Origin of the sequence: Candidatus Stoquefichus sp. SB1 (assembly GCF_001244545.1) — a bacterium.
Lineage (GTDB): Bacteria > Bacillota_I > Bacilli_A > Erysipelotrichales > Coprobacillaceae > Stoquefichus.
This window is the reverse complement of the sequence record NZ_LN852695.1, coordinates 530,474-554,068: the sequence shown is the minus strand read 5'-3', so window position 1 is coordinate 554,068 and position 23,595 is coordinate 530,474. Positions and strand designations below refer to the sequence as shown.

Sequence of the window (23,595 nt, the reverse complement as noted above, 5' to 3'; positions counted from 1 at the left end):
ATATTTCTGTTGAGGATGTACAAAAAGTAATATCTGAATTTGAAATCAAATTCTTTACTTATCAAACGCAAAAAGATATTGTTGGTATTAATAAGCTAAAAAGTATATTTTCAAAATATAGTATGATGCTTTATGATCTTTTATACTATCTTAATCATGATGAAGAAAGAGAAAGATTGAATAATATGATTGATGAAATGAAAGATTATATTATTTCTAACCAATGATATATTATTCACCAATTTAAAGTATTATGATTATGTCTTAAAAGATAAGAGATATTGGTTGTTGTTTCGTTTAGTCCACTCTTTTCAAACTTATATATTATTAAAAAAACAATATTCTTTGTGATATAGAGATAAACTTATTATTCTTGTTATAAATATTGGACACAGGAAAGAAATCTATAAAAAATAGGTTTCTTTTCCCTTTATGCTAGTATCACTTTAGGTGCAAGACCAATCCTTCTAAATATTTTTTCTATATTTTTAAAAAAAGATATTGACTAACGTGGAAAAACTTGTTATATTATATGAGCATGATTATTGGGATATAGCCAAGCGGTAAGGCAACAGACTTTGACTCTGTCATCTCCCTGGTTCGAATCCAGGTATCCCAGCCATGTATGGAGGTTTAGCTCAGTTGGGAGAGCATCTGCCTTACAAGCAGAGGGTCAGCGGTTCGAGCCCGTTAACCTCCACCATTGCCGGCTTAGCTCAATTGGTAGAGCAACTGACTTGTAATCAGTAGGTTGAGGGTTCAAGTCCTTTAGCCGGCACCATGTTTTGGGGAGGTAGCGAAGTGGCTAAACGCGGCTGACTGTAACTCAGTTCCTTTCGGTTCGGTGGTTCGAATCCGCCCCTCCCCACCATTTACAAGACCCGCTAGCTCAGTCGGTAGAGCATCTGACTTTTAATCAGAGGGTCAGGCGTTCGAGTCGCCTGCGGGTCACCATTTTAATCGCATATGCCCAGGTGGCGAAATTGGTAGACGCACAGGACTTAAAATCCTGCGGACCTTAAAATCCGTGCCGGTTCGACTCCGGCCCTGGGCACCATTCATATGCGGGTGTAGTTCAATGGTAGAACTTCAGCCTTCCAAGCTGACTACGTGGGTTCGATTCCCATCACCCGCTCCATTGATTCGCTTGAATAGCTCAGTTGGTAGAGCAATCGGCTGTTAACCGATCGGTCGTAGGTTCGAGTCCTACTTCAAGCGCCATTTTTATGGCCTGTTGGAGAAACGGTTAACTCACATGCCTTTCACGCATGCATTCACGGGTTCGAATCCCGTACAGGTCACCATTTAAAAACAAACGATCGTAAGATCGTTTTTTAATACTTAAAAGGCAGGAAATCCCTGCCTTTTTTTATTTTACATATTGATCAAAAGGAACTTTCATACGATCAACAACATATCCACTTCCACCACGACCTTTGACATCCTCAACCATTGTTGATATGACAATCGGTGTTGATGAATCTGTTGTCATAACAGTAAACCAACCAATTTCAGTTCCACTATTATCATCTTGTGATGATTTAATTTCTCCTGTTCCTGTTTTACCAGCCAAAGTCATACCACTATGATAAAAACTATGTCCAGTTCCATGACTATCATTAATAACACCAACCAAATCATTTTTTATTTCATCAGCTACATTCTTCGAAAAAGCTTCTGACCATACTTGAGATTCCGTTGATTTTAAGATATGTGGCTTCATCATTTTCCCATCATTAACAAATGCACTATATATAGACGTCATTTGAACTGGATTCATCAATATTTGACCTTGTCCATATCCACTATCAGCAATCTGAATTTCATCTTTAAAATCACTGCTTGTATATTGTGACTTATTCAAAGATAATTCAAAAGGAATTTCTTCACCAATTTTCAATGATTTATAACCTTTTTCAAGATTATCTTTACCAATAGTTAATGCTGCTTTTGCAAAATATACGTTATCTGAATACACCAAAGCATTTTGTAGATTATTGGGTTGTGGAGCATGTAATGTTGTCACATAATAACTTCCCCAACTTGAATCTTTTTGCCATTTCATTGCTGCCCCAAAATCTTTTGATGAATCTAAAGATTTTGTATTTAAACCAATAGCAGCTGTAATTGGTTTCATTGTTGAACCAGGAACCCAAGTTGATTTAAAACGATTAGATAATGGTTTGTTTTTATCATTATTTAAACCATCCCATTTTGATACACTCATTCCTAAAATAAAATCATTACTATCAAATGTCGGTGTACTTACCAATGCAAGAATTTCTCCTGTTTTAGGATTCATAGCGACAGAAGCACTCTTATCTTTCTGGAAAGACTGATATAGATTATTCTGTAAAGTGATATCAATTGTCAAAGTTATATTTTTTCCATCTTGCTTATCTTGACTTGCTAATGTTTTTTGACGTTCACCATTAGCATCAACAATATAAATAGAAACTCCATCTTTTCCTTTTAAATCTGCTTCATATGCTGATTCAATTCCACTACGTCCAATATATGAATTTTCATCATATCCTTCACCTTTATGTTTTTGTAAATCTTCAGCAGTTACTTTTTGCATATAACCAATCAAATGTGATGTAACTTCTTTATACGGATAACTTCTGACATGTGTTGTCGCTAGTTTCACTCCCGCAATCTTTAACAAATTATTTTCTAGATTTGTATCAGATTTAGAAATGGTTTTTAATGGTACAAAAGAATCATCTTTAATCCATGATGCACTCATTGTTTTTTGAATACTCTCTTTACTCAAGTCTAGTAATTCTCCAATTTTTGCATAATCTGCTTCACCATTTAATTTACCACGAACTAGCCCAACTGAGTAAGCTTCTCCCATGCCAGCCAGCACTTTCCCATTACGATCAAGAATCTGTCCTCTAGAAGCTTTATCATCAACAATTCTTACTTTATAATCACTTTTTAAGTCTGGAAAAATAACTGAATCATTCCAAACAATTTTACCATCTGAAAATGTTGTTACATTATCAAAACTTATTTCCCCAGCCAATGTTTTCATCTTAACATTATATTTTAATGTTTGATCCTCTTTTGAATCTACATTTATTTCAATATCACTGGCTTCTATTCCTTCATATATATTTTGATTTCGATTTATAAAATCTTCTTTTGAATATTGACTTTGTGATTCTTGATCTAAATATGTATACATTTCCTCATACTTTTGATCAGATAAAAGTTTATAATATTCTTTTAATGTTTTTTCCTTACTATCACCCGTGAGCAGAAAAAATGCGACAATTGCTATCACAACAACGACAACAATTCCACCTACCATCATTATCATTTTCTTTTGATTACGACGACCTGTATAAACATCATTCATATGATTCCCTCCTTTTTATGCTCACAGTATAACATTTTTAAAGCAGATTATAAATAAACAAATCAGCATAATAGACTCTTTCTACGTAACGTAGAAAAAAATAAACATACAAATGTATGTTTATCAAATCATTATCATCGTTCAGACTCAGGAGTATTCATATCAGTAACAATCGCTAATAATGTTAAGATATGTGCTAATTTATCATCTGTAATTGCTCTTATTGTTTCTCGTAATTCTATATCACCCTGATTGTAAGTTAATTTTCTTAACTCTAAATAAGATGATAATTCCTGTTTTTGAATTTCATTTAATAAATCTCTATATGTTCCTTGAATATTACCTTCAGGAATCATTGGATCAAAACCTGTTCCAAATTCCTGTCTATAAAAATAATTCAAATAATTTGCATTCTGTTCGGCATTTTGAGCAAATGATAGTAAGACCTGTCTTTCATCCTGCATAGTCGCTCTCGCTGCTGCCTGTCGATATAATTGAGCCAGTAACTTCTCAGTATAAATATAAGATTGAAGTTGTTCTCTATTCATTTCATACACCTCTATATATCCTATGAACGATTATCAAATATGTGATGACTATTTCAACTTTCCATATTAATTACAATTGATAGAACCGCAATTGTATGTGTCAATTTTAAATCAGCAATACTTCTCATTGTTTCACATAGTAACATATCTTTTGGAAAATACGTATGTCGACGATATTTTAAAAAGGATGATAATTCCTGTTTTTGAATTGCATTCAGAATATCACGATAGCTTCCTTCAAATTCTATATCAGGAATGACTGGATTGTATATTTCCCCTGTATATTCTTGATAAAAATAGTTAAGTTGCGACGCTGCTTCATCACAACTTTTAGAAAAGTTAAAATACATATCTTTTTCATCTGTTTCATCTGTATAAGCAGCAGCACGTTTATAGAGTTGGCATAATAGTTTTTCATTATATATATACGATTGAAGTAAATCTTTCATTTCAAACACCTCTTTATAGTTTATGAAAACATACACAAGACGTGAAAAAAGATTTACTTTGAAAGTAAATCTTTAATCACTTCACTGGCTATTAATAGACCTGCACTAGAAGGCACAAATGCGTTACTTCCAGGCACCATTCTTTTATTTGTTTGTTCATGAGAAAGACTCGGTTTTATAGGAATTTCTTTAGAATAAACAACTTTTAAATGTTTGACCTTGCGAGCCTTGAGTTCTCGACGCATAACTTTCGCTAAAGGACATACAGATGTTTTATAAATATCTGTCACTTCTAACATAGCTGGATTCATTTTGTTTCCTGTTCCCATAGAACTGATTAAGGGAATATGAGCATTTTCACAACGTAGCGCAAGTTCTATTTTTGCTGTGATTGTATCAATAGCATCAATAACATAATCATATTGTGTTAAATCAATTGTATCAGCTGTTTTAGGCAAATAAAACATTTCTAATGTTTCAACATGACAAGCAGGATTTATCGATAAAATTCTTTCTTTCATAACCTGGACTTTCTTTTTACCAATTGTCTTACTTGTTGCAATAATCTGTCGATTCAAATTAGTTAAAGAAACCTCATCATTATCTACAATTGTTAAATGCTCTATACCACTTCTCACCAATGCCTCAACCACATAACCACCTACACCTCCTACACCAAAAACAATAATACGTTGATGTTGGAGTTGTTTTAATTTTTCTTCACCAATTAAAAGTTCAAATCTTGAAAACATATTATTCTTCTCCCTTATCATAATGGTCTAAGAAATGATGACTACCTTCATCATCACTATAAGCAATAATGGTTGCTAAATTAACATTTTCAACACTCTTAAAAACGTTCTTTTTCACGTTTGGATTCATAGTTTCTAAATATTTAAGTAAGTTTTTCATTTCTTCTCTTTTGGATGTATGTTGAACTTCACCTAATTCTTCCATTTCTTCAGTAAAACGACAAGCACATTGAATAAAAGTTAGATCATTATATTGACACCAATGAATAATATCTTTTTCCTCAATTAAATACATTGGTCTAATTAATTCCATTCCTTCAAAATTTGTACTATGAAGTTTTGGCATCATCGTTTGAACTTGAGAACCATAAAACATTCCCATCAATATTGTTTCAATCACATCATCAAAATGATGCCCCAACGCAATTTTATTACATCCTAATTCCTTGGCTTTTGCATATAAGAAACCTCTTCTCATTCTTGCACATAAATAGCAAGGTGATTTTTCAATATTAGCAACGACTTGAAAGATATCTGATTCAAAAAATTCAACTGGAATATTTAATATACGTGCATTTTCTTCTATCTTCTGTCGATTTTTTTCATTATATCCAGGATCCATAGACAAAAACACTAATCCAAAATCAAATTTCCCATGACGTTTAAGTTCTTGTAAAAGTTTAGCCATTAACATTGAATCCTTACCACCAGAAATACACACTGCTATCTTATCTCCCGGTTGTATTAAATCATATGTTTGTACTCCTTTGACAAACTTTCGCCATATTTGTTTTCTATATTTTTTTATAATGCTTTGCTCAATTGTTTTTGTTCTGTCCATAGTCATACTCCTTTGCGTGATACATTTTAACATTAACTTCTATTTCAAAGCAATTCTTTTTGTAATATAATAGTGAATATGGAGGTAGTTATATGAAAAAATATAATTGGGGTATTATTGGAACTGGTCAAATTGCCTGTTCATTTGCACAGTCTTTATTAAGAGTTAACAATGAAATATATGGAGCTTATAATCGACATGTTGAAAAAGCCCAAACTTTTGCACAAACTTATCCGGTGCAACATGTCTATGAAAATCTTGATGATTTACTTAATGATGAAAATATCGATATTATTTATGTCTCAACACCTCATAATGCACATTATGAAATGATTATAAAAGCGTTGCAGGCACACAAACATGTTTTATGTGAAAAAGCGATTACAGTGAATGATCGTCAATTAGAAGAAGCTGTTTCGATAGCAAAAGAAAATAATTTAATTTTAATGGAAGCTATGACAATTTATCATATGCCACTTTATAAACAATTACGTCAAATCGTTGAAAGTGGAAAAATTGGTCAAGTTAAAATGATTCAAGTTAATTTTGGAAGCTGTAAAGAATATGATGTTCATAATCGCTTCTTCTCAAAGGATTTAGCAGGCGGAGCATTATTAGATATTGGGGTTTATGCAACAGCTTTCGCAAGATATTTCTTGCAATCTTGTCCAAATACATTGATTACAACAAACCAGTACTTTGAAACAGGTGTTGACGAACAGTCTGGTATTATTATGAAAAACCAAGATGGTCAAATGGTTGTAATGGCATTAACAATGCGTGCTAAACAGCCAAAACGTGGAGTTGTCGCTGGGGAAGATGGTTATATTGAAATCAATGATTATCCACGTGCTTCACAAGCCACTATCACATATACTGTTGATGGTCATCAAGAACACATTCAAGCGGGTGATACATCCCTTGGTTTGGATTATGAAATCATAGATATGCAAAATGCTGTTTTTGAAGGTAATGAAAAGACTCTAACTTTCACAAGAGATGTTATGAAATTATTAACTGAAATCAGAACACAGTGGGGAATGGTTTATCCTTTTGAATAAAGACTTTGAAAGTCTTTTTTCTTTTAGCAAACTATGTTATAATACTTATAGCAAACCTTAATTCTTTCTTAACAGAAAGGAACCTTATGAAAACATATTTATTAATTCTTATAAGTGCAATATTCATTGTATTCTTTCACTATCAGTCTTTACCTCATGCCTCATCATGTGTTTCACTTCCACTTCAAGAAGCCACACAAGATAACCGAGAAATGGTGCAATTCAGTGAAAAAAAGATTGATGTGAAACAAGATAGTCAAAAGACAGTACAAACAAACCTAGAAAAGAGTGATATCAAAGAAAAAGATACTTCTTCTTCAAAATCCAAAGAAGCATCTCAACAAAAAGAAAGTCCCCCACAATCAGAAGTATCATCACCAACCCAATCATTTCAAGATAAAACATCTAACACAACAATCTTCACATCACATCAGCTCAATCTTATAAAAACAACTTTTATTCAATTGATTAATCAAACGAGAGAAACTCCTGTTGTATTATCTACATCTCTTAGTAATAGCACTTCATTAAGAGCTCAAGAAGCGATTATCAAATGGTCACATACAAGACCTAATGGTAGTCATTGGGATACAACCCTATCTTCTCTCATAAACATCAAAAAAGTTGCCCATGGAGAAAATTTAGCTCAAGCAACAATCAAATATAAAACAAATTATACTGATAATGAACTTATTGAAATGGTTCATTCATTACACCAAGGACTCATCAATAGTCCAACACACTATCACGTAATGACAAATGTAAAATATAAAAAAGTAAATATTGGCATTTGTACACAATTAAAAGATGAACAATTGCTTATTTGTATTGCACAACATTTTATTGCCTAAGTCTGAAATGACATCTCCTGATGTCATTTCAACTTTTTTAATTTAAAAAAAGAAAAATGAACTTTTTTTGTGTATATATAAGTATAGGGATCTTTTGAATAAATATTTACTTTAAGCAATTATTATGGTATATTGTTATTAGATTCCTTATATCAATATAAGGAGGTTATGTAATGAGTTTTTTGATTTGCGAAAACAGTACTGATTATCTTGATTCTATTGCCAGACTGAGACTGATGGATGATGACTTCATGAGGATTGTCTTTAAGGATGAGGATGTTGTCAGACAGTTTCTTGAAATTATCCTTGAAAGGAAAGTTGATATCATTGAATGTCATGCTCAGTATGATATCAATAATATACTGGGAAGAGCGATCAGTATTGATGTGCTGGTTAAGGATGGTGATGACTATATCAACATTGAAGTACAGAGAGATACCAAAGGAGCACATCCTAAAAGAGCGAGGTTTCATGGAAGCCTGATAGATGCGAATACATCGTTTCCCAATGAACAATGGGATGAGTTACCTAATGTGATTATTATCTTTATAACCGAGACAGATGTATTGGGATATGGATTACCAATCTATCATATTTGTTCAATAATTTCTGAAAATACTCAATGGTTTAAAGAAGGAAGAGAGATTATCTATGTGAATGCAAGCATTCAGGAGGACACAGCACTAGGGAGATTAATGCATGATATGTTCTGTACTGATCCAAGTGAGATGCATTATGAGTTTTTAAGAAAGAGAGTAAGTTATTACAAAGAAAGTAAAGGAGGGAAACAAGAGATGTGTGAGATATGGGAAGAGATTAGAAGAAAGGGCTTGCTTGAAGGCGAAGCCATTGGCAGGCAACAAGGGATAATTGTATCAATAAAAAAATTGATGAGTAAAAATGGTTGTACACTAGAAGAGGCATTAGATTTCTTAGATATCCCCAAAGAGGACCGCACTACATATATAGAAATAATGACTTCATAGTGAATTGATAATAATATTTTGGTAACATCATCGTTGAACATTAACAAACAATCAAAGATTTCACAAAAAAGCATCAGCATTATATGCCGATGCTTTTTTTATTCTTCACCACTGAAACAATATGTACATAAATCACATGGTTTTAAACCAATAGATTCAACCATATCATCTAAACGATGATATCTTAAAGATGTAAATTTTAATCTTCTACGAATTTCTTCTAACATTGATTGATATCTTTGGCTATCTGGATTCGCATACTCCTTTAAAACTTCTTCACTAATTTCTTCTTTTCCTTCTAAATCACGAATAACCCTTCTTGTGATTAAATCCATTTCTGAACTTGAACGTGAGAAATTTAAGAACTTACAGCCAAATAAGATTGGTGGACAAGCAGGTCTTACATGAACTTCTTTGGCACCAGATTCATATAAAAATTCAGTTGTTTCTCTTAACTGTGTTCCTCTTACAATAGAATCATCAATCAATAACAAACTCTTATCTTTAATCAATTCTTGAACAGGAATTAATTTCATTTTTGCAATTAAGTTTCTTTGACCTTGACTTGATGGCATAAATGAACGTGGCCATGTTGGTGTATATTTAATAAATGGTCGAGCAAAAGGAATTCCAGACTGATTTGCATACCCTACTGCATGAGCAATTCCAGAATCAGGAACACCAGCAACATAATCAGGATGAGCATCATCGCGTTTTGCTAAAAGTTCACCACAGCGATTACGCATCATCTCAACATTTTCACCTTCATATGTAGATGTTGGATAACCATAATAAACCCATAAAAATGAACATATTTTCATTTTTTCAAATGGCGCCTGTTCTTGTTTTAAATAATCATGCGTCATAAAAACAATTTCTCCAGGTCCTAAATCCTTTTCATGATGATAACCTAAATTTAAGAACGCAGAACTTTCAAACGTTACACAGTGTGCATCATTTTTTGAGCCAATAATAACAGGGGTTCTCCCAAATTTATCTCTTGCACAATAAATCCCATCTTTTGTCATAATCAATATACTCATTGATCCCTTGACAACTTCTTGAACATGTTTAATTCCTTCAACAATAGATTCCTTTTGGTTCATGATTGCCGCAACCATTTCTGTAGGATTAATAACTCCCCCACTCATTTCTAAGAAATGAGTTTTCCCATGTTCAAAACATTTATCTTTTAATTCATCTAAATTATTAATTCTTCCTACTGTTGTAATTGCAAAAGATCCTAAATGTGAATTGACCAACAATGGTTGAGCTTCATTATCAGAAATACACCCAATTCCTATTTTTCCTTCAAATTCATCAACATCTTTATCAAACTTAGTTCTAAAAGGTGAATTTTCAATATTATGAATAGATCTATTAAATCCATCTTTTCCATAAACCGCCATTCCACCTCTACGTGTTCCTAAATGTGAATGATAATCCACACCAAAAAACAAATCCATTACACAATCATTTTTAGATGCCACACCAAAAAAACCACTCATATATCAAATCTCCTTTATTATCGTCAATTTTACACACTTATTTTAGTTGATTTTATTTTGAAAGTCCACATATAATCATGCTTTTTTATAAGATACCGCTTTCTTTATCAAAATAACTCTAATGATTAATACTTAAACATATCCATTATCAAAATAAATTATTTTAAATATTGATCTATTCCATTCGCAATTCCTTGAGCACACTTCTTTTGAAAAGATGAAGATGACAATAATTTATCCTCAGTTGAATTTGATATAAATCCCATTTCAATATAAATAGCTGGCACCGTACTCCAATTCAAACCAGTTAAATCATCTTGATAAGATACCCCTCGACTCTTTATTCCAGTTGCTGATGTATATGAGTTAATAACCTTTTGTGCAAGCGATGATGAAGCACTATATAGTTGTGGACAAAATGGATTTTTCTTAGAAACAGCAATCGTATGAGCACCTCTAATACTAGAACTATTTGAACTATCACAATGCAAATGAATAACTGCCGCTGCATTGTTTTGATTTCCTACTTTAGCTCTTTGTTGATTAGATATATTAACATTTTGACTTGTTCTTGTCATAACAACAGTATATCCTCGAGCTTTTAATTCATCTCTTAACTTCAAAGCAATTTCTAAATTCATTTGTGACTCAGCTTTTCTTGAAGATACTCCAGTTGCTCCAGTCGTTACTTTGGCTTTTGTTGTAGAAGAACCAGGACCTATTGCTTCTTTAGAACTATTCCCTTTTCCCTGATGACCTGGATCAATGACAATAACCTTATTATTAGGTGTTGGTGTATATGATGAAGAATTGATGTTTTGATTTTTCTCTTCTTGAACAGTAATTGTGATTGATTTTTCAGTCTTATTATTATTTTTATCTACTGCAATATAGTGAACTATATAATCTTTTGGTTGTTTTGTATTCACATCACTTTGATAAGTATAATAATAAACATCATTTTCTTGAACATCATTTATTCTTTTATATGGCAATTCACCATCAATAGGATCATTCATTGATTTTATATATTTTTGTGGTTCAAATGTGGAACCATATGCCACATTATCTTTTTCTTTTGTAACAACAATCTGTGGAGCCTTTGTATCCTTAACTTCCACCTCAAGATGAAATTCCTTTGTTTTTCCATTTTCTTTCATAACAAAAACAAGATCCTGTTTCCCTACCCTCATTGTATCCAAAGCAACCTGACATGTTACTTCTCCAGAACTCTCTTTAACTAATGAATTTGAATCAACAGATTCCCCATATTCAAATTCCTTTTTATCATTCCATTTTAAAACAATATCACTTGCTTTAAATCTCGTTTGATCATAAACAAAATATCCCCCAATAATCACTACAATTCCTAAAATAATAATGACAATTTTTTTCATAACTATCACTCCCCTTTTACCTTATTTTAGCATACTTTATATCCTCATAAAGAAAAAGAAGATATTTCTATCTCCTTAGTCTTATTCAAAGTCTTTCACAACTCTTTTCAAATCTTCTCTAATTGGTAATTGTTGTGGACACATCTTTTCACATGCGCCACATTCCTTACAATTACTTGCTTTTGCTTTATCAGCCATCTTTTCATATTTTCCTTTAAACAATGCTTCATCATCATATACAAAACAGTTATTCCAATATTTAAAGTTACTTGGAATATCAACACCAAATGGACAAGGCATACAATATGCACATCCTGTACATCCATTTTGAGTACGTGAATGTAACGTTTCAGCAACCTTATTAACAATTTCTAATTCCTCTGATGATAAATTTTGATAATGATTAAATGTCTTTAAATTATCTTCAACTTGTTCTAAAGTAGACATTCCACTTAATATCACTTTCACACCTGGTAACGTTCCAACATAACGAAGTGCCCAAGAAGCAAGTGTATCTTCTGGATTATAGTCTTTAAACATCTTTGTCACATCTTCAGGCAAACTTGCTAGAGATCCACCTTTAATAGGTTCCATAACAACCAAAGGAACACCTAACTCATTAGCCAAATCAACACCCTTTTGACCTGCTTGAATTCCCATATCCATATAATTTAATTGAAGTTGACAGAAATCCCAATGATGATACTTAATAATCTCCTCAAAAACATTAAACTCATCATGAAAACTAAATCCTAAATATTTAATTTTCCCTTCACTTCTCAACTCTTCACACATATCAATAATATGATATTCTAATACTTTTTTCCATTTATCAGCATCTAAAGCATGCAATAAATAAAAATCAACATAATCCACATCTAATCTTTTTAATTGAGACTCAAACAATTCCCTTGCTTCTTCTTGACTATGAATATTCCATACAGGTAATTTTGTTGCTAATCTAAAACTTTCTCTATTATATTTCTTCAATACTCTTCCTACAAATGGTTCACTATCCCCATTATGATAAGGATAAGCTGTATCAATATAAGTGACACCATTTCCAATAGCCAAATCAATCATTTTTTCAGCTTCTACTTCTTCAATATCTCCCTTTTCATCCAAAGGAAATCTCATACAACCAAACCCTAATAAAGAAGTTTCAATTCCTAATTTATCAAATTTTCTTTTTTCCATAACCCATCCTCCATATCTATAATATAGTATAGGCTAATTAAAAACAAAAAGAAATAGTCTTTCTGATATTGAAAAAGATTTTTAAAATCATCTTCAATTGATTATAAATCCTATTTGTGATAGACTCATCTTAAGGAAGTGGATTTATGTTAAAAAATAATAAAAAAGGATTTACACTTATAGAAATCATTGTCGTTGTTGTTATATTAGCTGTCCTTATGGCTGTTGCTGTGCCTTCTTTATTAAAATATTTAGATACTGCACAAGAAGCTCCAGCCCTAACAGAAACACATGCTATTGTTACTGCTGCTCAAAAAAGGGTTATTGAAAAATATTCTCAGACAAAAGACGAAAACATATCTCTAAATGCTACTGATAATAAGTGGATAGAAGATTTTGTTGATGAAGGTGGAGAAATTCAAGGTTCTGTGACTGTAACTAATAAAGAAATTGCTAGACTTCTCTACAAAGCATCAAACGGTTTATATGTTTTATATGAAAATCAAGAATATAAAATTGTAAGTGGCGATCTTGTTATCAATAATGTTCAAGACTATTTTGCTTATTTAAATCGTTTAGCCACCGAAAATAACATGAGTAATATACCTAATAAAAACGGTTCTACTCTTGATCAAAATCGTACTAGATCATTGCAAAAAGAATATTATGAAAAACATGGTAATAAATATTTAGAATTATCTCAACAAGAACAAGAGATGCTAACTTCTAGATCCTATGCCGATGTTGATAAATTAAGTTGGAAGCCTGTATATGATAAAACTGGAAATATTGTCCTTGTAGCTGATACAAAAAGTTCACGTGGTGAAATCTATGGCGCTGGACAAGGTCCACTTATCTATTATAACGGTGAATATTATTATTTCACTCATAATTATAATCCAAATAAAGCTGATGGAAATGGATATGTTCGTGAGGGAGAATTTGAATTAACAGATAGATGGAAAAAAATAGACTAATAAAAAACAATGTGATATATTTATCCATTGTTTTTTATTATATGATAAATTAATAGTAAATGACAATTAAAACAAAACCTAAATGTTTTATAAAAGAGAACACTTTTTTCTTGACATAGAGTTAACTCCAGGTGCTACAATGTAAGCGAATAGGAGATGGAGGTCAAGTTATGGAAAAGTCAAAAGTTTATTATTGTGATATGCATACTGGTAGAATGAATCTTCCAGAAAAATTAAAGTATTTGATGAAAAAAGCTGGATTTGAAGATATTGATTTTAATGATCAATATGCAGCTATTAAGATTCATTTTGGTGAACCTGGAAATTTAGCATATTTGAGACCTAATTATGCAAAAGTTGTTTGTGACTATGTAAAAGAATTAGGCGGAAAAGCTTTTTTAACTGATTGTAATACTTTATATGTTGGTGGTAGAAAGAATGCATTAGATCATTTAGATAGTGCTTATACTAATGGATATAATCCATTTCAAACTGGTGTTCATACAATTATTGCTGATGGATTAAAAGGAACTGATGAAGCAATTGTTCCTGTTAATGGTGAATATGTGAAAGAAGCCAAAATTGGGCAAGCGATTATGGATGCTGATATTGTGATTTCTTTAAGTCATTTTAAAGGACATGAATTAACTGGATTTGGTGGTGCTATTAAAAATATTGGTATGGGATGTGGTTCTCGTGCTGGTAAAATGGAAATGCATAGTGCTGGTAAACCTTCTGTTGAACAGGATTTATGTATTGGTTGTGGGCAATGTATTAAGATTTGTGCTCATGATGCTCCTCATATTACAGATCACAAAGCATCTATTGATCATGATAAATGCGTTGGTTGTGGTCGTTGTATTGGTGTATGTCCTAAAGATGCTATTAAAGCAAGTATGGATGAGGCTAATGATATTTTGAACTGTAAAATGGCTGAATATGCTAAGGCTGTTATAGATGGTAGACCATGTTTCCATATTTCTTTGGTTATTGATGTTTCACCATATTGTGATTGTCATAGTGAAAATGATATTGCAATTGTACCTGATGTTGGTATGTTTGCTTCATTTGACCCTGTCGCTTTAGATCAGGCTTGTGCTGATGCGGTTAATAAACAACCTGCGATTGCAAATAGTTTATTAGATAAACACGGTCATGATCATCACGATCATTTTACTGATGTATCACCTGAAACAAATTGGAAATCTTGTCTAGAGCATGCTGAAAAGATCGGTATTGGAACAAGAGAATATGAATTAATCGAAGTTAAATAATGAACGAAAACGTTAAACCATAGATATAATGATTTAACGTTTTTTCTTTATTCAATAACTTCTGTCGCTTGTTTTTTAGCTGCTTTATTAGAAATAATAACAAATGGAGTATAAATTGCAATTCCAACAACTAAAATAACAAGTTGAACAATTGCACCTCTAATATCCCCAGTAGATAAGAAACCAGAAAGAAGTGGTGGTGTTACCCAAGGAATTGGAACAATTGTATGTCCAACTAATCCCCATGCTGTTGCAAAATATCCAATTAATGTTGAGAATATTGGAACTAGACAAAATGGAATTGCATAGATTGGGTTATATACAACTGGCAATCCAAACATGATTGGTTCTGAAATATTAAATAAACTTGGAACTCCACCAATTCTAGCCACCATTTTTTCATCATCTCGCTTAGAGAATATGAACAATGCAATAACTAGGCATAGCATGGTTCCGCCACCACCCATGTAAACATAAACATCTAAGAATGATTGAGTCACAATGTTTGTTGGTGCTAAATTTGAAGCAATAGCCGTACTATTTTCAACCGTAGCCTGTAATAAGATTGGTCCTGAAATAGCTCCAAATACAAATGCTCCATGAATACCAAAGATAAATACAAAAGTAGATAAGAATACATAGAATAAGATTCCTGGTAAAGATTGAAATCCTGATTTTAATGGTGTTTGTAAAACTGTTACAATTAAATCTGGTACTGTACTTCCTGTTCCCCAACGAATAGCAACTTCTAAACTAGCAAATATAGAAATGACAATAACTGATGGAATTAACCCATTAAATGCTTTTGCAACACCAGTTGGTACACTATCTGGCATTCTAATTTGAAGTGCTTTTACACTTGATAATTTACACATTAATGTTGATGCAACGAGTGCTGAAACAACACCAATTAACATCGCTGATGAACCAGTAATAGAAGTTGTGAGAACTCCAGAAGCATTGATAGTTGTTGCTTCTTCACTCAATTTAACAACACTTGGTGCTAAAGCAATAAATGCCACCACGGAAATCATTCCTTCCAATGGTCCATCTGCATCATAAGTTTTTGCCAAATAGTAACCAATAAGGAAAGTAATTAAAACTCCCAAGAAATCTAAAGTTCCTTTACTCACTTGTGTGCCAACTTCACCAATAAACTGACCAAATGCGGTTGAAGCTAACCCATCAATTTGACCAATAACTACATAATTAATAACTAAGAATACTGCTGCTGCAATTGTCACAGGTATAGCTGTAGCAAATGCATCACGAATTGCCTTGATATGTCTTTGATTTGAAATCTTTCCAGCAACTTCAACCAACTTATCAACATAACGATTATTTTCCATTATATTTTCTTCCTCCTCTTATTTTTTATAGAAATCTACCAATATATCCATCCACTTACCTGCTAATCCAACCCACACTTCTTTATAAGTTGCATTCGTAAACTGCGGCCAATATGGTTCATCCCCGTTTTCAAATGTCTGTACACCAACTGGCATTTCGCCAACCATTTCTCCAGTCTGTACACTATACTGTTGAGCATAATCATAACCTTCGCCATAAACAAGCGATTGCCCAAATGGATTCATACCAACCATCCATTGTAATTGCCCTTCAGCTATTTCTAGTAACTCATTATCATTTAATCTTTTTCCAATTAAGGAAGCTGATTTTCCCATTGAAAGAAGAATTCCATTATTGCCTTTAAATGAGAACCAAACCGGGAATTTTTTCACATAAAGGTTTTTAGCAACATGATGTGCTTCTTTCAATTGCTCTAAATAACTTTCTTTTGCCTCATCACCGACAAGCAAATGTTGGCGATGGAAACTCTCATCATCTAAATATTCATCTTCTAAATATACCCCACTTGCGATCATTGGATAAGGATAAGTAAACCTCATTAAATATTTTAAATATTCCCCATAATCTTTCATTCTTTGAAGATAGATTTCTTCCATCTCATCACAAATATGTGTTTCTACCAACATATCTAATGCTTTTGCATACATATGTTCTCTTGCCTGATGATTAAAATGTTGAATAACCTGATGTGTATGATCACGATAGAAAAAACCTTTTAAAACACTTTTATCAAATAATTCTATACCATCACATTCCTGACATTTTAATAACTCATCAGCCCACTTTTTAGCATTTTGAGCATAATTGATTTCATTTGTTAATCGATAGAGAATACAACTACTCCAAACCATTGTAGCAAGAAACAGGCTTTCAGACATATTGTATGTATGTTCCCAAAAGATTGGTTCATGTTTAAATCCATCTTGCATAAATTTTTCTAATGCAAAGGTATAATCTTCCTGTGCAATTGCTATTGCTTTATCCTGTAAACGATTATTATCAAGTAATAAAGCGATTTGCCCCTCGATACCTGCCAATAGAAAATTTTCATATGCATTATTATGAACTCTTGCAACAGTATCATCCATATTCCCTATCAAACAATCAGACCATCTCGTAATTCCAGCACTGGTTGCTCGATAACCATCACCAAATCTTGTTTTTAATATAAAATCAAATCCCCATTCAGCCTCTTCTAATAACCTTAAATAAAGCTGTTTATCCTGTTCTTTTAACTTATGACTCATTTCAAATAAAGCCAAAGTCACTTCAGCAGTCTGTACCAGTTGTTGAGAAACATCACCAGCATCATGCCAACCACCATTGAAGATAATAGTTTGTCCATTATGAGTTGCTAAAATATCTTCATGACAGCTTCCATGAATATCAGGAACAGGACACCCACATCTTTCACAAAAGATAAAATTTAAACTTCTATAAATCGATTCGCCCCAACGCTCTTGATAATCATCTATAGGAAAAACTTCTGATTTGAGATGTCCAACTTGTAAATAATAATCTCCACAAATTTCAAATTCACTAAAGTCTAAAATTGCATATGTTCCAATCTCTGTTTGAATATTTTGAATTTTATTTTCATAAATCACATGATTGTTTTTTTGACATATTAACTGAAAAGTTTTTTCTTGAGTTTCATTCATAATGGCTATCTTATGACTTGTCATCTGATAACCATTATGACTATAGATAATTTGATTTTTTAAAGGTTGCCAACCTAATGATAAACTTGCTGAATCAACCTGTTGCAAAGCAATATAACGAATAGAGAAATGCATTTCATCTAATGTTGCTCGATCTTTTCCATTCATTAAGACAGTGAATGCTATTTCAGTAACTGCATCTCTTGGTAAATCAGTGATTTCAACAAAACATTGATTCCATTCTTTATTTTTGAGATTAATTGTATGATATCCTTCACGATTATAAATATCTGGAACTTTGATTTGTCCATCATTTTTTATACTTAACATCATATGTGGATTAACCATTCCTGGACAATCTGCTTTTACTTCAAAATAGATACGATTATATTGATTCATATCAACATGATCTAAATGACAGTAAGCAGTAACTTGTCCATAATTTGTATAATCACCATCGTCTGGTGCACCTTCTGGCCATGAAGAATAAATATGAGTTGCTGTTAATTGAAGTTCATTATCATTGACTAAACTCTGTCCTCGACCACGATGTTTCCATTTTAAATCTTTATGTTTGGGAGAAAAAAGGACTTGTTCTAAGGAAACATGCGAATCTTTATGTCTTTGTTCAAAAGAGCGACTCTCATCTAGTTCTAATGGTCTATGAATATATCCAGATTTGAATATATCTTCTAAAAACTCTTTATGCATAATGTTCTTCACCTGCCTTTTCTATTTCTAATATTGCCAGTAATGCTGCTCCTTTTAAACCAATTGTTTTCGCTTCTTGTTTTGTTTTTTGAATTCCTTTTGTTATAAAGCGGGTTGTCTTGGCATTCATTAACATTAATAAATGTTCAATAAACCAATAACTGCTACCAACTCCACCACCTAAAACAATAGCATCAGGATCACTGACACGAATCAAATTCATAATTGTTATAGCAACTGCTTTTAATGCTCTATCAACAACAATCTTACATAATTCATCATTTTGATCATAGCCTTCAAAAAGTTCTATTGCTCCAATTCTGCCTGATTCTTTCTTTTGAATACATGAATGAGGATATTGTTCAATAAGTTCCATCACACGATTATGCAGTCCTAATCCAGAAGCAAGCGTTTCTACACAGCCTTTATTCCCACATACACATTCAACATCACTATTCATATCCACAACCATATGACCAACTTCACCAGCATCAAAATTCTTTCCTTCTATAATTTGACCATTAATAACACAACGTGCGGCAATACCAGTCCCAATATTCAAATAAATAAAATCATCAGTTTCTTGTCCAATTCCATAAATCTTTTCTGATAATGTTGCACAATAGACATCATTTCCAATATAACAAGGCCAATGGAATTCTGATTCTATTTCTTTCGCTAAATCAATTTGTTGTGAAAGTTCTGGATGAATCTCTATCCATATTCCCCGTTTTCTATCTACTCGACCAACAACGCCAATACCAATCGCCTGAACTTGACCAATTAATGGAATTGTTGATAAAAAATCATGTAGACATTCTTTAATGCATTGAGTTGCATCTTTTTGTGAAACAACTATAGAAGTATAACTTTTTTGTGAAAGAACTTCACCAGTTAAGGTTAACTCTCCAATCAAAATCTTTGTTCCACCTAAATCCACTCCTAAAACAGTTCTCATTGCCCCTCCTTTCTGATATGGTAACGTTACCAAATCGATATAAAATAAAATGATACGTAAAACAACTATGTTTTTATCCCATTTATCACTATTATTTGATAAAAATATCGAATAATCATTGCTTTATGGAAATGTATCAGCTTACATTTACAGTATACGAATGTTTTTATCTGCTGTCAACACCTTTTTTAATTTTTTGGTAACGTTACCAAAAAATGCTTGATTTTTATAAACAAGTATATTAAACTATAACTGTAAAAGAAAGAGGTCGTGTTATGGCAAAAAAACAAGTAACAATTAAAGAGATAGCAAAACAGAGTGGTGTTTCGGTTTCGACAGTGTCTCGTGTCTTAAACGATAGTCCATCAGTTGCTCCAGAGAAAAGAAAAAGAATTCAGGAAGTTATTGATCAACTTGGCTTTCAGCCAAGTATGTTAGCAAGAGGTATGGTTTCTAAGGAAACTTATACATTTGCAGTTATTGTTCCAGATATTACTAACCCTTATTTTACTTCTTTAATTTTTGAAATTGAACAATATAGTAAAAAACGTGGTTATTCTTTATTACTTGTCAATACAATGACAGCTGGTAAAAACAAGGATGAAAACTCATCAACTTATGAAATTAATAACTTTAAAACAATTAAAGAAAAACAGGTTGATGGTGTGATTATCTTAGGTGGAGAGATTGATAAAGTTGATGTTGATCCTCATTACATCAAAGCTCTTAATGATTTACATAAACAAATTCCTGTCATTATTATTGGACAAAAGCATGTTGGCTGCCAATGTATCTTTATTGAAAGAAATCATGAAAAAGGGGTCATTGCGCTTACTCAACATTTATTAGCCCTTGGGCATCGTGATATAGCATTTATTGGTGGAGAGCCTGGCGTTATTATTACTGAAGAACGTTTACGTGCTTTTAAAAACACATTATCTATTTATTCTCGAATTAAAGATGAATATATTATTTTAACTGATTACTATACAAAAGATGGATATAATGCAATGAGACAGCTAATTGGTGCAGATACTCCATTACCTAGTGCAATTGTTGCAATTAATGACAATGTTGCCATGGGAGCAATTAGAGCTTTAACTGATGCAGGATTGAATTGTCCTATTGATGTGAAAATTGTAAGTTGTGATTATTTTTCTAATAGTGAATACAACGTCCCACGTTTAACAACAATTGATCAGCACAATGAATATCTTGGCCAATTTGCGGTTTCTAAACTAATCAATATTATTCATTCACAGGATAATGATAGTCAGTTCTTCCATGAACCAGAATTGATAATTAGAGAATCATGTGGAACTTATTTAAAGGAAGATCAGTCATGAAAAGATATTTAATATGTAGTGATATTGACGGAACATTAATGACTAGTCAACAAACAATATCAAAGAAAACTCGTAATCTTATTCACCAGTTACAAAAACAAGGCCATCTCTTTTTTGTTGCTACTGGTAGAATGCATCTTTCAGCTATGAAAATTGCTGAAGATATTGGCTCAAAAACTGGTGTCATTGCTTCTAATGGTGGGGTTCTTTCTTTAAACAATGAAATAATCACGTATAATCTGGATGTTGAGAGTTCTCTTTCTATTTATAGACTCGCTATCCAATACAATCTCCCCCTCTTCTTCTTTACTCAAAATACAGTTTATTACAGTTCTATCTTACCTGATTATTTTCAAAATGATACAGATAAAGGGCGAGTAGATTCCGGCAAACAAGAATCATACTGTAAAATTAAAAATGAAGCAGATTTAATTAAACATGCCAGTGAATATATTAATGCAATTATTATTTCAGAAGATGATATTGAAAATCTTCAAATAGTAAAAGAAAAATTAACTGAAAATACAAATATTCATGTTTCATCTTCTTTTTGGAACAATATTGAAATTGTTCCAAAAGGTGTTTCAAAAGCAACGGCTATTCATCAATTGCAAAAACATTATCAAATTGATCAGCAACATACGATTTCATTTGGTGATGGTGGCAATGACATTGATATGTTTAAAGCCTCTTCAATTAGTGTTGCAATGGAGAATGCTACTAATGAAGTCAAAGCACACGCTAAATATTTGACTTCTTCAAACAATGATGATGGTGTATATCAATTTTTATATCAATATTTTATGGAGGAAAAAGAAAATGGAAAATAAACCAACTATGTTATCTTATATTTATCAAGAACAAGAAACAATGTTAAAGATTTTAAGCACATACCCAGCAAATGTCGAGGATGCTGTTAAACGTATCGGAGACAAATCAGAAGAATGGCTTGTCCTTGCAACTGGTTCAAGTATTAATGCAGCAAGAAGTGCCAAATATTATATTGAGAAATGTGCTCAGGTTCGTATAGATATTCAAGAACCTTACAATTATTGTAATTATGAAACAATCAACCCTCACTTAGATGTTGTCTTAGGTGTTTCACAAAGTGGTCAAAGTACATCAACCATTGAAGCATTACAAAGAATACAAAAGCAATCAAAATTAACAACAATTTCTGTAACAAGTAGACCAAATAGTGAAATTACAGAAGTAACAACAGCCACTTTAGATATTGGATGCGGTCAAGAAAAAGTGGGATATGTCACTATGGGATTTACTTCAACTGTTTTAACAATGATGTTAATGGGATTACATTTAGGTGTAAAAAAAGGACTTATAACTCCTGAACAAGAAAAAGATGAAATAGAGAATTTTATTAAAGAATCACACAAAATTAATGATATTATTAAGAAATCTGAAGCTTTCATTCAATCACATATTGATGATTTTAAAGATGCTCATCGTATTACAGGTGTTGCTTTTGGATCTATCGTTGGAACAATTAAAGAATTTGAAACAAAATTCTGTGAAACTGTTCGAGTTCCAACTGCCGGATATGACTTAGAAGCTTATATGCACGGACCATATTTGGAAGTCAATCCAGAGCATCGCATCTTCTTTGTCGAAGCAAAAAGTACATGTTTAGAAAAATTACACTTATTAAAAGCCTATGAATCTAAACACTCAACTCATGTCTATACAGTGTCAACAGCCTCTCAAGCCACTGATAACCATATATTAGCTTTAGATATTGATTTAGACGAATACAAAGCTCCTTATTTATTAATCATTCCTTTTCAAATCTTTGCTTGGTATGTTTCTAAATCTAAAGGTATTGATTTAACTCATCGCATCTATACAGATTTCTCACAAGCAGTCAAAAGCAAAACAACAGTACAAGATTATGTATAGAAGTCAAAACATTCCCGCTATAAAGCAGGAATGTTTTTTTAGACACTTTGATAATTTGAATACTAACAATTGCATGAAATAAAAACATTTGGGAATATGGCGTAAAAATATTCACAATTCTGACACTAAGCAACAGGGATAGAAACAATATACGCATGAACTTTATGATTACAAAAAGTTACATAGTTTCTATGATAAGAAAGGATGTATTGAAAATAAGGAAAATAGCAGATTGTATTATGAAGAATTGTTTAAATAATTCAATAATGAGTATCAAAGAAAGAGTACATGGTCATAGTGAATGAAATGGATTGGTTATTGAAGCAAAAAAAGAACTATAAAACAGATTCTCATCATGCTTACAGACAATGTGTTATCTGATAGATAGGAGAAAATGAGATATAGTTTTAAACAGAAGGCAAGAAA

Annotated in this window: 19 protein-coding genes and 9 tRNA genes; 17 read left to right on the top strand and 11 right to left on the bottom strand. The window is 32.1% G+C overall.

The window, feature by feature from the left end; genetic code table 11:
- Positions 1 to 546 precede the first annotated feature (546 nt).
- The 9 genes from BN1865_RS10760 to BN1865_RS10720 all read left to right on the top strand — a co-directional run bounded on the left by BN1865_RS10760 (position 547) and on the right by BN1865_RS10720 (position 1,304).
- A tRNA-Gln gene (locus BN1865_RS10760) sits at positions 547 to 622 on the top strand.
- 5 nt (positions 623 to 627) lie between these two features.
- Positions 628 to 703: transfer RNA gene (locus tag BN1865_RS10755), tRNA-Val, on the top strand.
- A gap of 2 nt (positions 704 to 705) precedes the next feature.
- Positions 706 to 781: transfer RNA gene (locus tag BN1865_RS10750), tRNA-Thr, on the top strand.
- Positions 782 to 787: 6 nt separating this feature from the next.
- Positions 788 to 871 (top strand) — tRNA-Tyr (locus BN1865_RS10745).
- 7 nt (positions 872 to 878) lie between these two features.
- Positions 879 to 954: transfer RNA gene (locus BN1865_RS10740), tRNA-Lys, on the top strand.
- 14 nt (positions 955 to 968) lie between these two features.
- Positions 969 to 1,057 (top strand) — tRNA-Leu (locus BN1865_RS10735).
- Between the two features lie 7 nt (positions 1,058 to 1,064).
- Positions 1,065 to 1,138: transfer RNA gene (locus tag BN1865_RS10730), tRNA-Gly, on the top strand.
- A gap of 7 nt (positions 1,139 to 1,145) precedes the next feature.
- Positions 1,146 to 1,221: transfer RNA gene (locus BN1865_RS10725), tRNA-Asn, on the top strand.
- 7 nt (positions 1,222 to 1,228) lie between these two features.
- Positions 1,229 to 1,304: transfer RNA gene (locus BN1865_RS10720), tRNA-Glu, on the top strand.
- A 65-nt stretch (positions 1,305 to 1,369) separates the two neighbouring features.
- On the opposite strand, the gene BN1865_RS10715 is transcribed toward BN1865_RS10720, so the two are convergent.
- The 5 genes from BN1865_RS10715 to BN1865_RS10695 form a co-directional block, all read right to left on the bottom strand.
- Complete coding sequence (locus BN1865_RS10715; RefSeq protein WP_050637245.1) at positions 1,370 to 3,367, bottom strand: penicillin-binding transpeptidase domain-containing protein; 1,998 nt, start codon at positions 3,365 to 3,367, stop codon at positions 1,370 to 1,372.
- Positions 3,368 to 3,501: 134 nt separating this feature from the next.
- Positions 3,502 to 3,915 carry a hypothetical protein gene (locus tag BN1865_RS10710; RefSeq protein ID WP_050637244.1) on the bottom strand — a complete coding sequence of 138 codons (414 nt, stop codon included), beginning with the start codon at positions 3,913 to 3,915 and terminating at the stop codon, positions 3,502 to 3,504.
- 53 nt (positions 3,916 to 3,968) lie between these two features.
- Positions 3,969 to 4,364 carry a hypothetical protein gene (locus BN1865_RS10705; protein WP_050637243.1) on the bottom strand — a complete coding sequence of 132 codons (396 nt, stop codon included), beginning with the start codon at positions 4,362 to 4,364 and terminating at the stop codon, positions 3,969 to 3,971.
- Positions 4,365 to 4,417: 53 nt separating this feature from the next.
- Positions 4,418 to 5,116, bottom strand: coding sequence for a tRNA threonylcarbamoyladenosine dehydratase (locus BN1865_RS10700; RefSeq protein ID WP_050637242.1), 699 nt, complete (start codon positions 5,114 to 5,116; stop codon positions 4,418 to 4,420).
- A 1-nt stretch (position 5,117) separates the two neighbouring features.
- A complete protein-coding gene (locus BN1865_RS10695) occupies positions 5,118 to 5,957 on the bottom strand; it encodes a tRNA 2-thiocytidine biosynthesis TtcA family protein (RefSeq protein WP_050637241.1) in 840 nt (279 codons plus the stop codon).
- Positions 5,958 to 6,049: 92 nt separating this feature from the next.
- On the opposite strand from BN1865_RS10695, the gene BN1865_RS10690 reads away from it, so the two are divergent.
- The 3 genes from BN1865_RS10690 (at position 6,050) to BN1865_RS10680 (ending at position 8,855) form a co-directional block, all read left to right on the top strand.
- The gene (locus BN1865_RS10690) at positions 6,050 to 7,018 is read left to right on the top strand and encodes a Gfo/Idh/MocA family protein (RefSeq protein WP_050637240.1); all 969 of its coding nucleotides are present in this window, start codon (positions 6,050 to 6,052) and stop codon (positions 7,016 to 7,018) included.
- Between the two features lie 86 nt (positions 7,019 to 7,104).
- A complete protein-coding gene (locus BN1865_RS10685; RefSeq protein ID WP_050637239.1) occupies positions 7,105 to 7,869 on the top strand; it encodes a spore germination YkwD domain-containing protein in 765 nt (254 codons plus the stop codon).
- Positions 7,870 to 8,042: 173 nt separating this feature from the next.
- The gene (locus BN1865_RS10680; protein WP_050637238.1) at positions 8,043 to 8,855 is read left to right on the top strand and encodes a hypothetical protein; all 813 of its coding nucleotides are present in this window, start codon (positions 8,043 to 8,045) and stop codon (positions 8,853 to 8,855) included.
- 98 nt (positions 8,856 to 8,953) lie between these two features.
- On the opposite strand, the gene BN1865_RS10675 is transcribed toward BN1865_RS10680, so the two are convergent.
- From BN1865_RS10675 to BN1865_RS10665, 3 genes are all read right to left on the bottom strand, one after another.
- Positions 8,954 to 10,363, bottom strand: coding sequence for an amidophosphoribosyltransferase (locus BN1865_RS10675; protein WP_050637237.1), 1,410 nt, complete (start codon positions 10,361 to 10,363; stop codon positions 8,954 to 8,956).
- A gap of 158 nt (positions 10,364 to 10,521) precedes the next feature.
- Entirely contained in the window at positions 10,522 to 11,760 is a 1,239-nt protein-coding gene (locus tag BN1865_RS10670) for an N-acetylmuramoyl-L-alanine amidase family protein (protein ID WP_050637236.1), read from the bottom strand.
- A gap of 81 nt (positions 11,761 to 11,841) precedes the next feature.
- Positions 11,842 to 12,957 carry an aldo/keto reductase gene (locus tag BN1865_RS10665; protein WP_050637235.1) on the bottom strand — a complete coding sequence of 372 codons (1,116 nt, stop codon included), beginning with the start codon at positions 12,955 to 12,957 and terminating at the stop codon, positions 11,842 to 11,844.
- A gap of 146 nt (positions 12,958 to 13,103) precedes the next feature.
- Between BN1865_RS10665 and BN1865_RS10660 the strand changes: the two genes are divergently transcribed.
- Both BN1865_RS10660 and BN1865_RS10655 read left to right on the top strand, forming a co-directional pair.
- Positions 13,104 to 13,934 (top strand): prepilin-type N-terminal cleavage/methylation domain-containing protein, encoded by an 831-nt coding sequence (locus tag BN1865_RS10660; RefSeq protein WP_050637234.1) that lies wholly within the window; start codon positions 13,104 to 13,106, stop codon positions 13,932 to 13,934.
- A 170-nt stretch (positions 13,935 to 14,104) separates the two neighbouring features.
- Entirely contained in the window at positions 14,105 to 15,208 is a 1,104-nt protein-coding gene (locus tag BN1865_RS10655; protein WP_050637233.1) for a DUF362 domain-containing protein, read from the top strand.
- Positions 15,209 to 15,255: 47 nt separating this feature from the next.
- Here BN1865_RS10655 and BN1865_RS10650 read toward each other — a convergent pair whose 3' ends face one another.
- Genes BN1865_RS10650 through BN1865_RS10640 form a run of 3 tightly spaced genes read right to left on the bottom strand, consistent with a single transcriptional unit; the run spans position 15,256 to position 19,909 of the window.
- Positions 15,256 to 16,557, bottom strand: a complete 1,302-nt coding sequence (locus tag BN1865_RS10650) for a PTS sugar transporter subunit IIC (RefSeq protein WP_050637232.1) — start codon at positions 16,555 to 16,557, stop codon at positions 15,256 to 15,258.
- An 18-nt stretch (positions 16,558 to 16,575) separates the two neighbouring features.
- Positions 16,576 to 18,951, bottom strand: a complete 2,376-nt coding sequence (locus BN1865_RS10645) for a glycoside hydrolase family 9 protein (RefSeq protein ID WP_050637231.1) — start codon at positions 18,949 to 18,951, stop codon at positions 16,576 to 16,578.
- Positions 18,944 to 19,909, bottom strand: a complete 966-nt coding sequence (locus BN1865_RS10640; RefSeq protein WP_050637230.1) for an ROK family protein — start codon at positions 19,907 to 19,909, stop codon at positions 18,944 to 18,946. Before BN1865_RS10640 ends, BN1865_RS10645 begins: the two co-directional genes overlap by 8 nt.
- Before the next feature lie 275 nt (positions 19,910 to 20,184).
- On the opposite strand from BN1865_RS10640, the gene BN1865_RS10635 reads away from it, so the two are divergent.
- The 3 genes from BN1865_RS10635 to BN1865_RS10625 are packed head-to-tail and all read left to right on the top strand — an operon-like array spanning position 20,185 to position 23,169.
- The gene (locus BN1865_RS10635; protein WP_050637229.1) at positions 20,185 to 21,255 is read left to right on the top strand and encodes a LacI family DNA-binding transcriptional regulator; all 1,071 of its coding nucleotides are present in this window, start codon (positions 20,185 to 20,187) and stop codon (positions 21,253 to 21,255) included.
- Positions 21,252 to 22,085, top strand: a complete 834-nt coding sequence (locus BN1865_RS10630) for a Cof-type HAD-IIB family hydrolase (RefSeq protein WP_050637228.1) — start codon at positions 21,252 to 21,254, stop codon at positions 22,083 to 22,085. Before BN1865_RS10635 ends, BN1865_RS10630 begins: the two co-directional genes overlap by 4 nt.
- Entirely contained in the window at positions 22,075 to 23,169 is a 1,095-nt protein-coding gene (locus BN1865_RS10625; RefSeq protein ID WP_050637227.1) for an SIS domain-containing protein, read from the top strand. Before BN1865_RS10630 ends, BN1865_RS10625 begins: the two co-directional genes overlap by 11 nt.
- Positions 23,170 to 23,595: the final 426 nt, after the last annotated feature.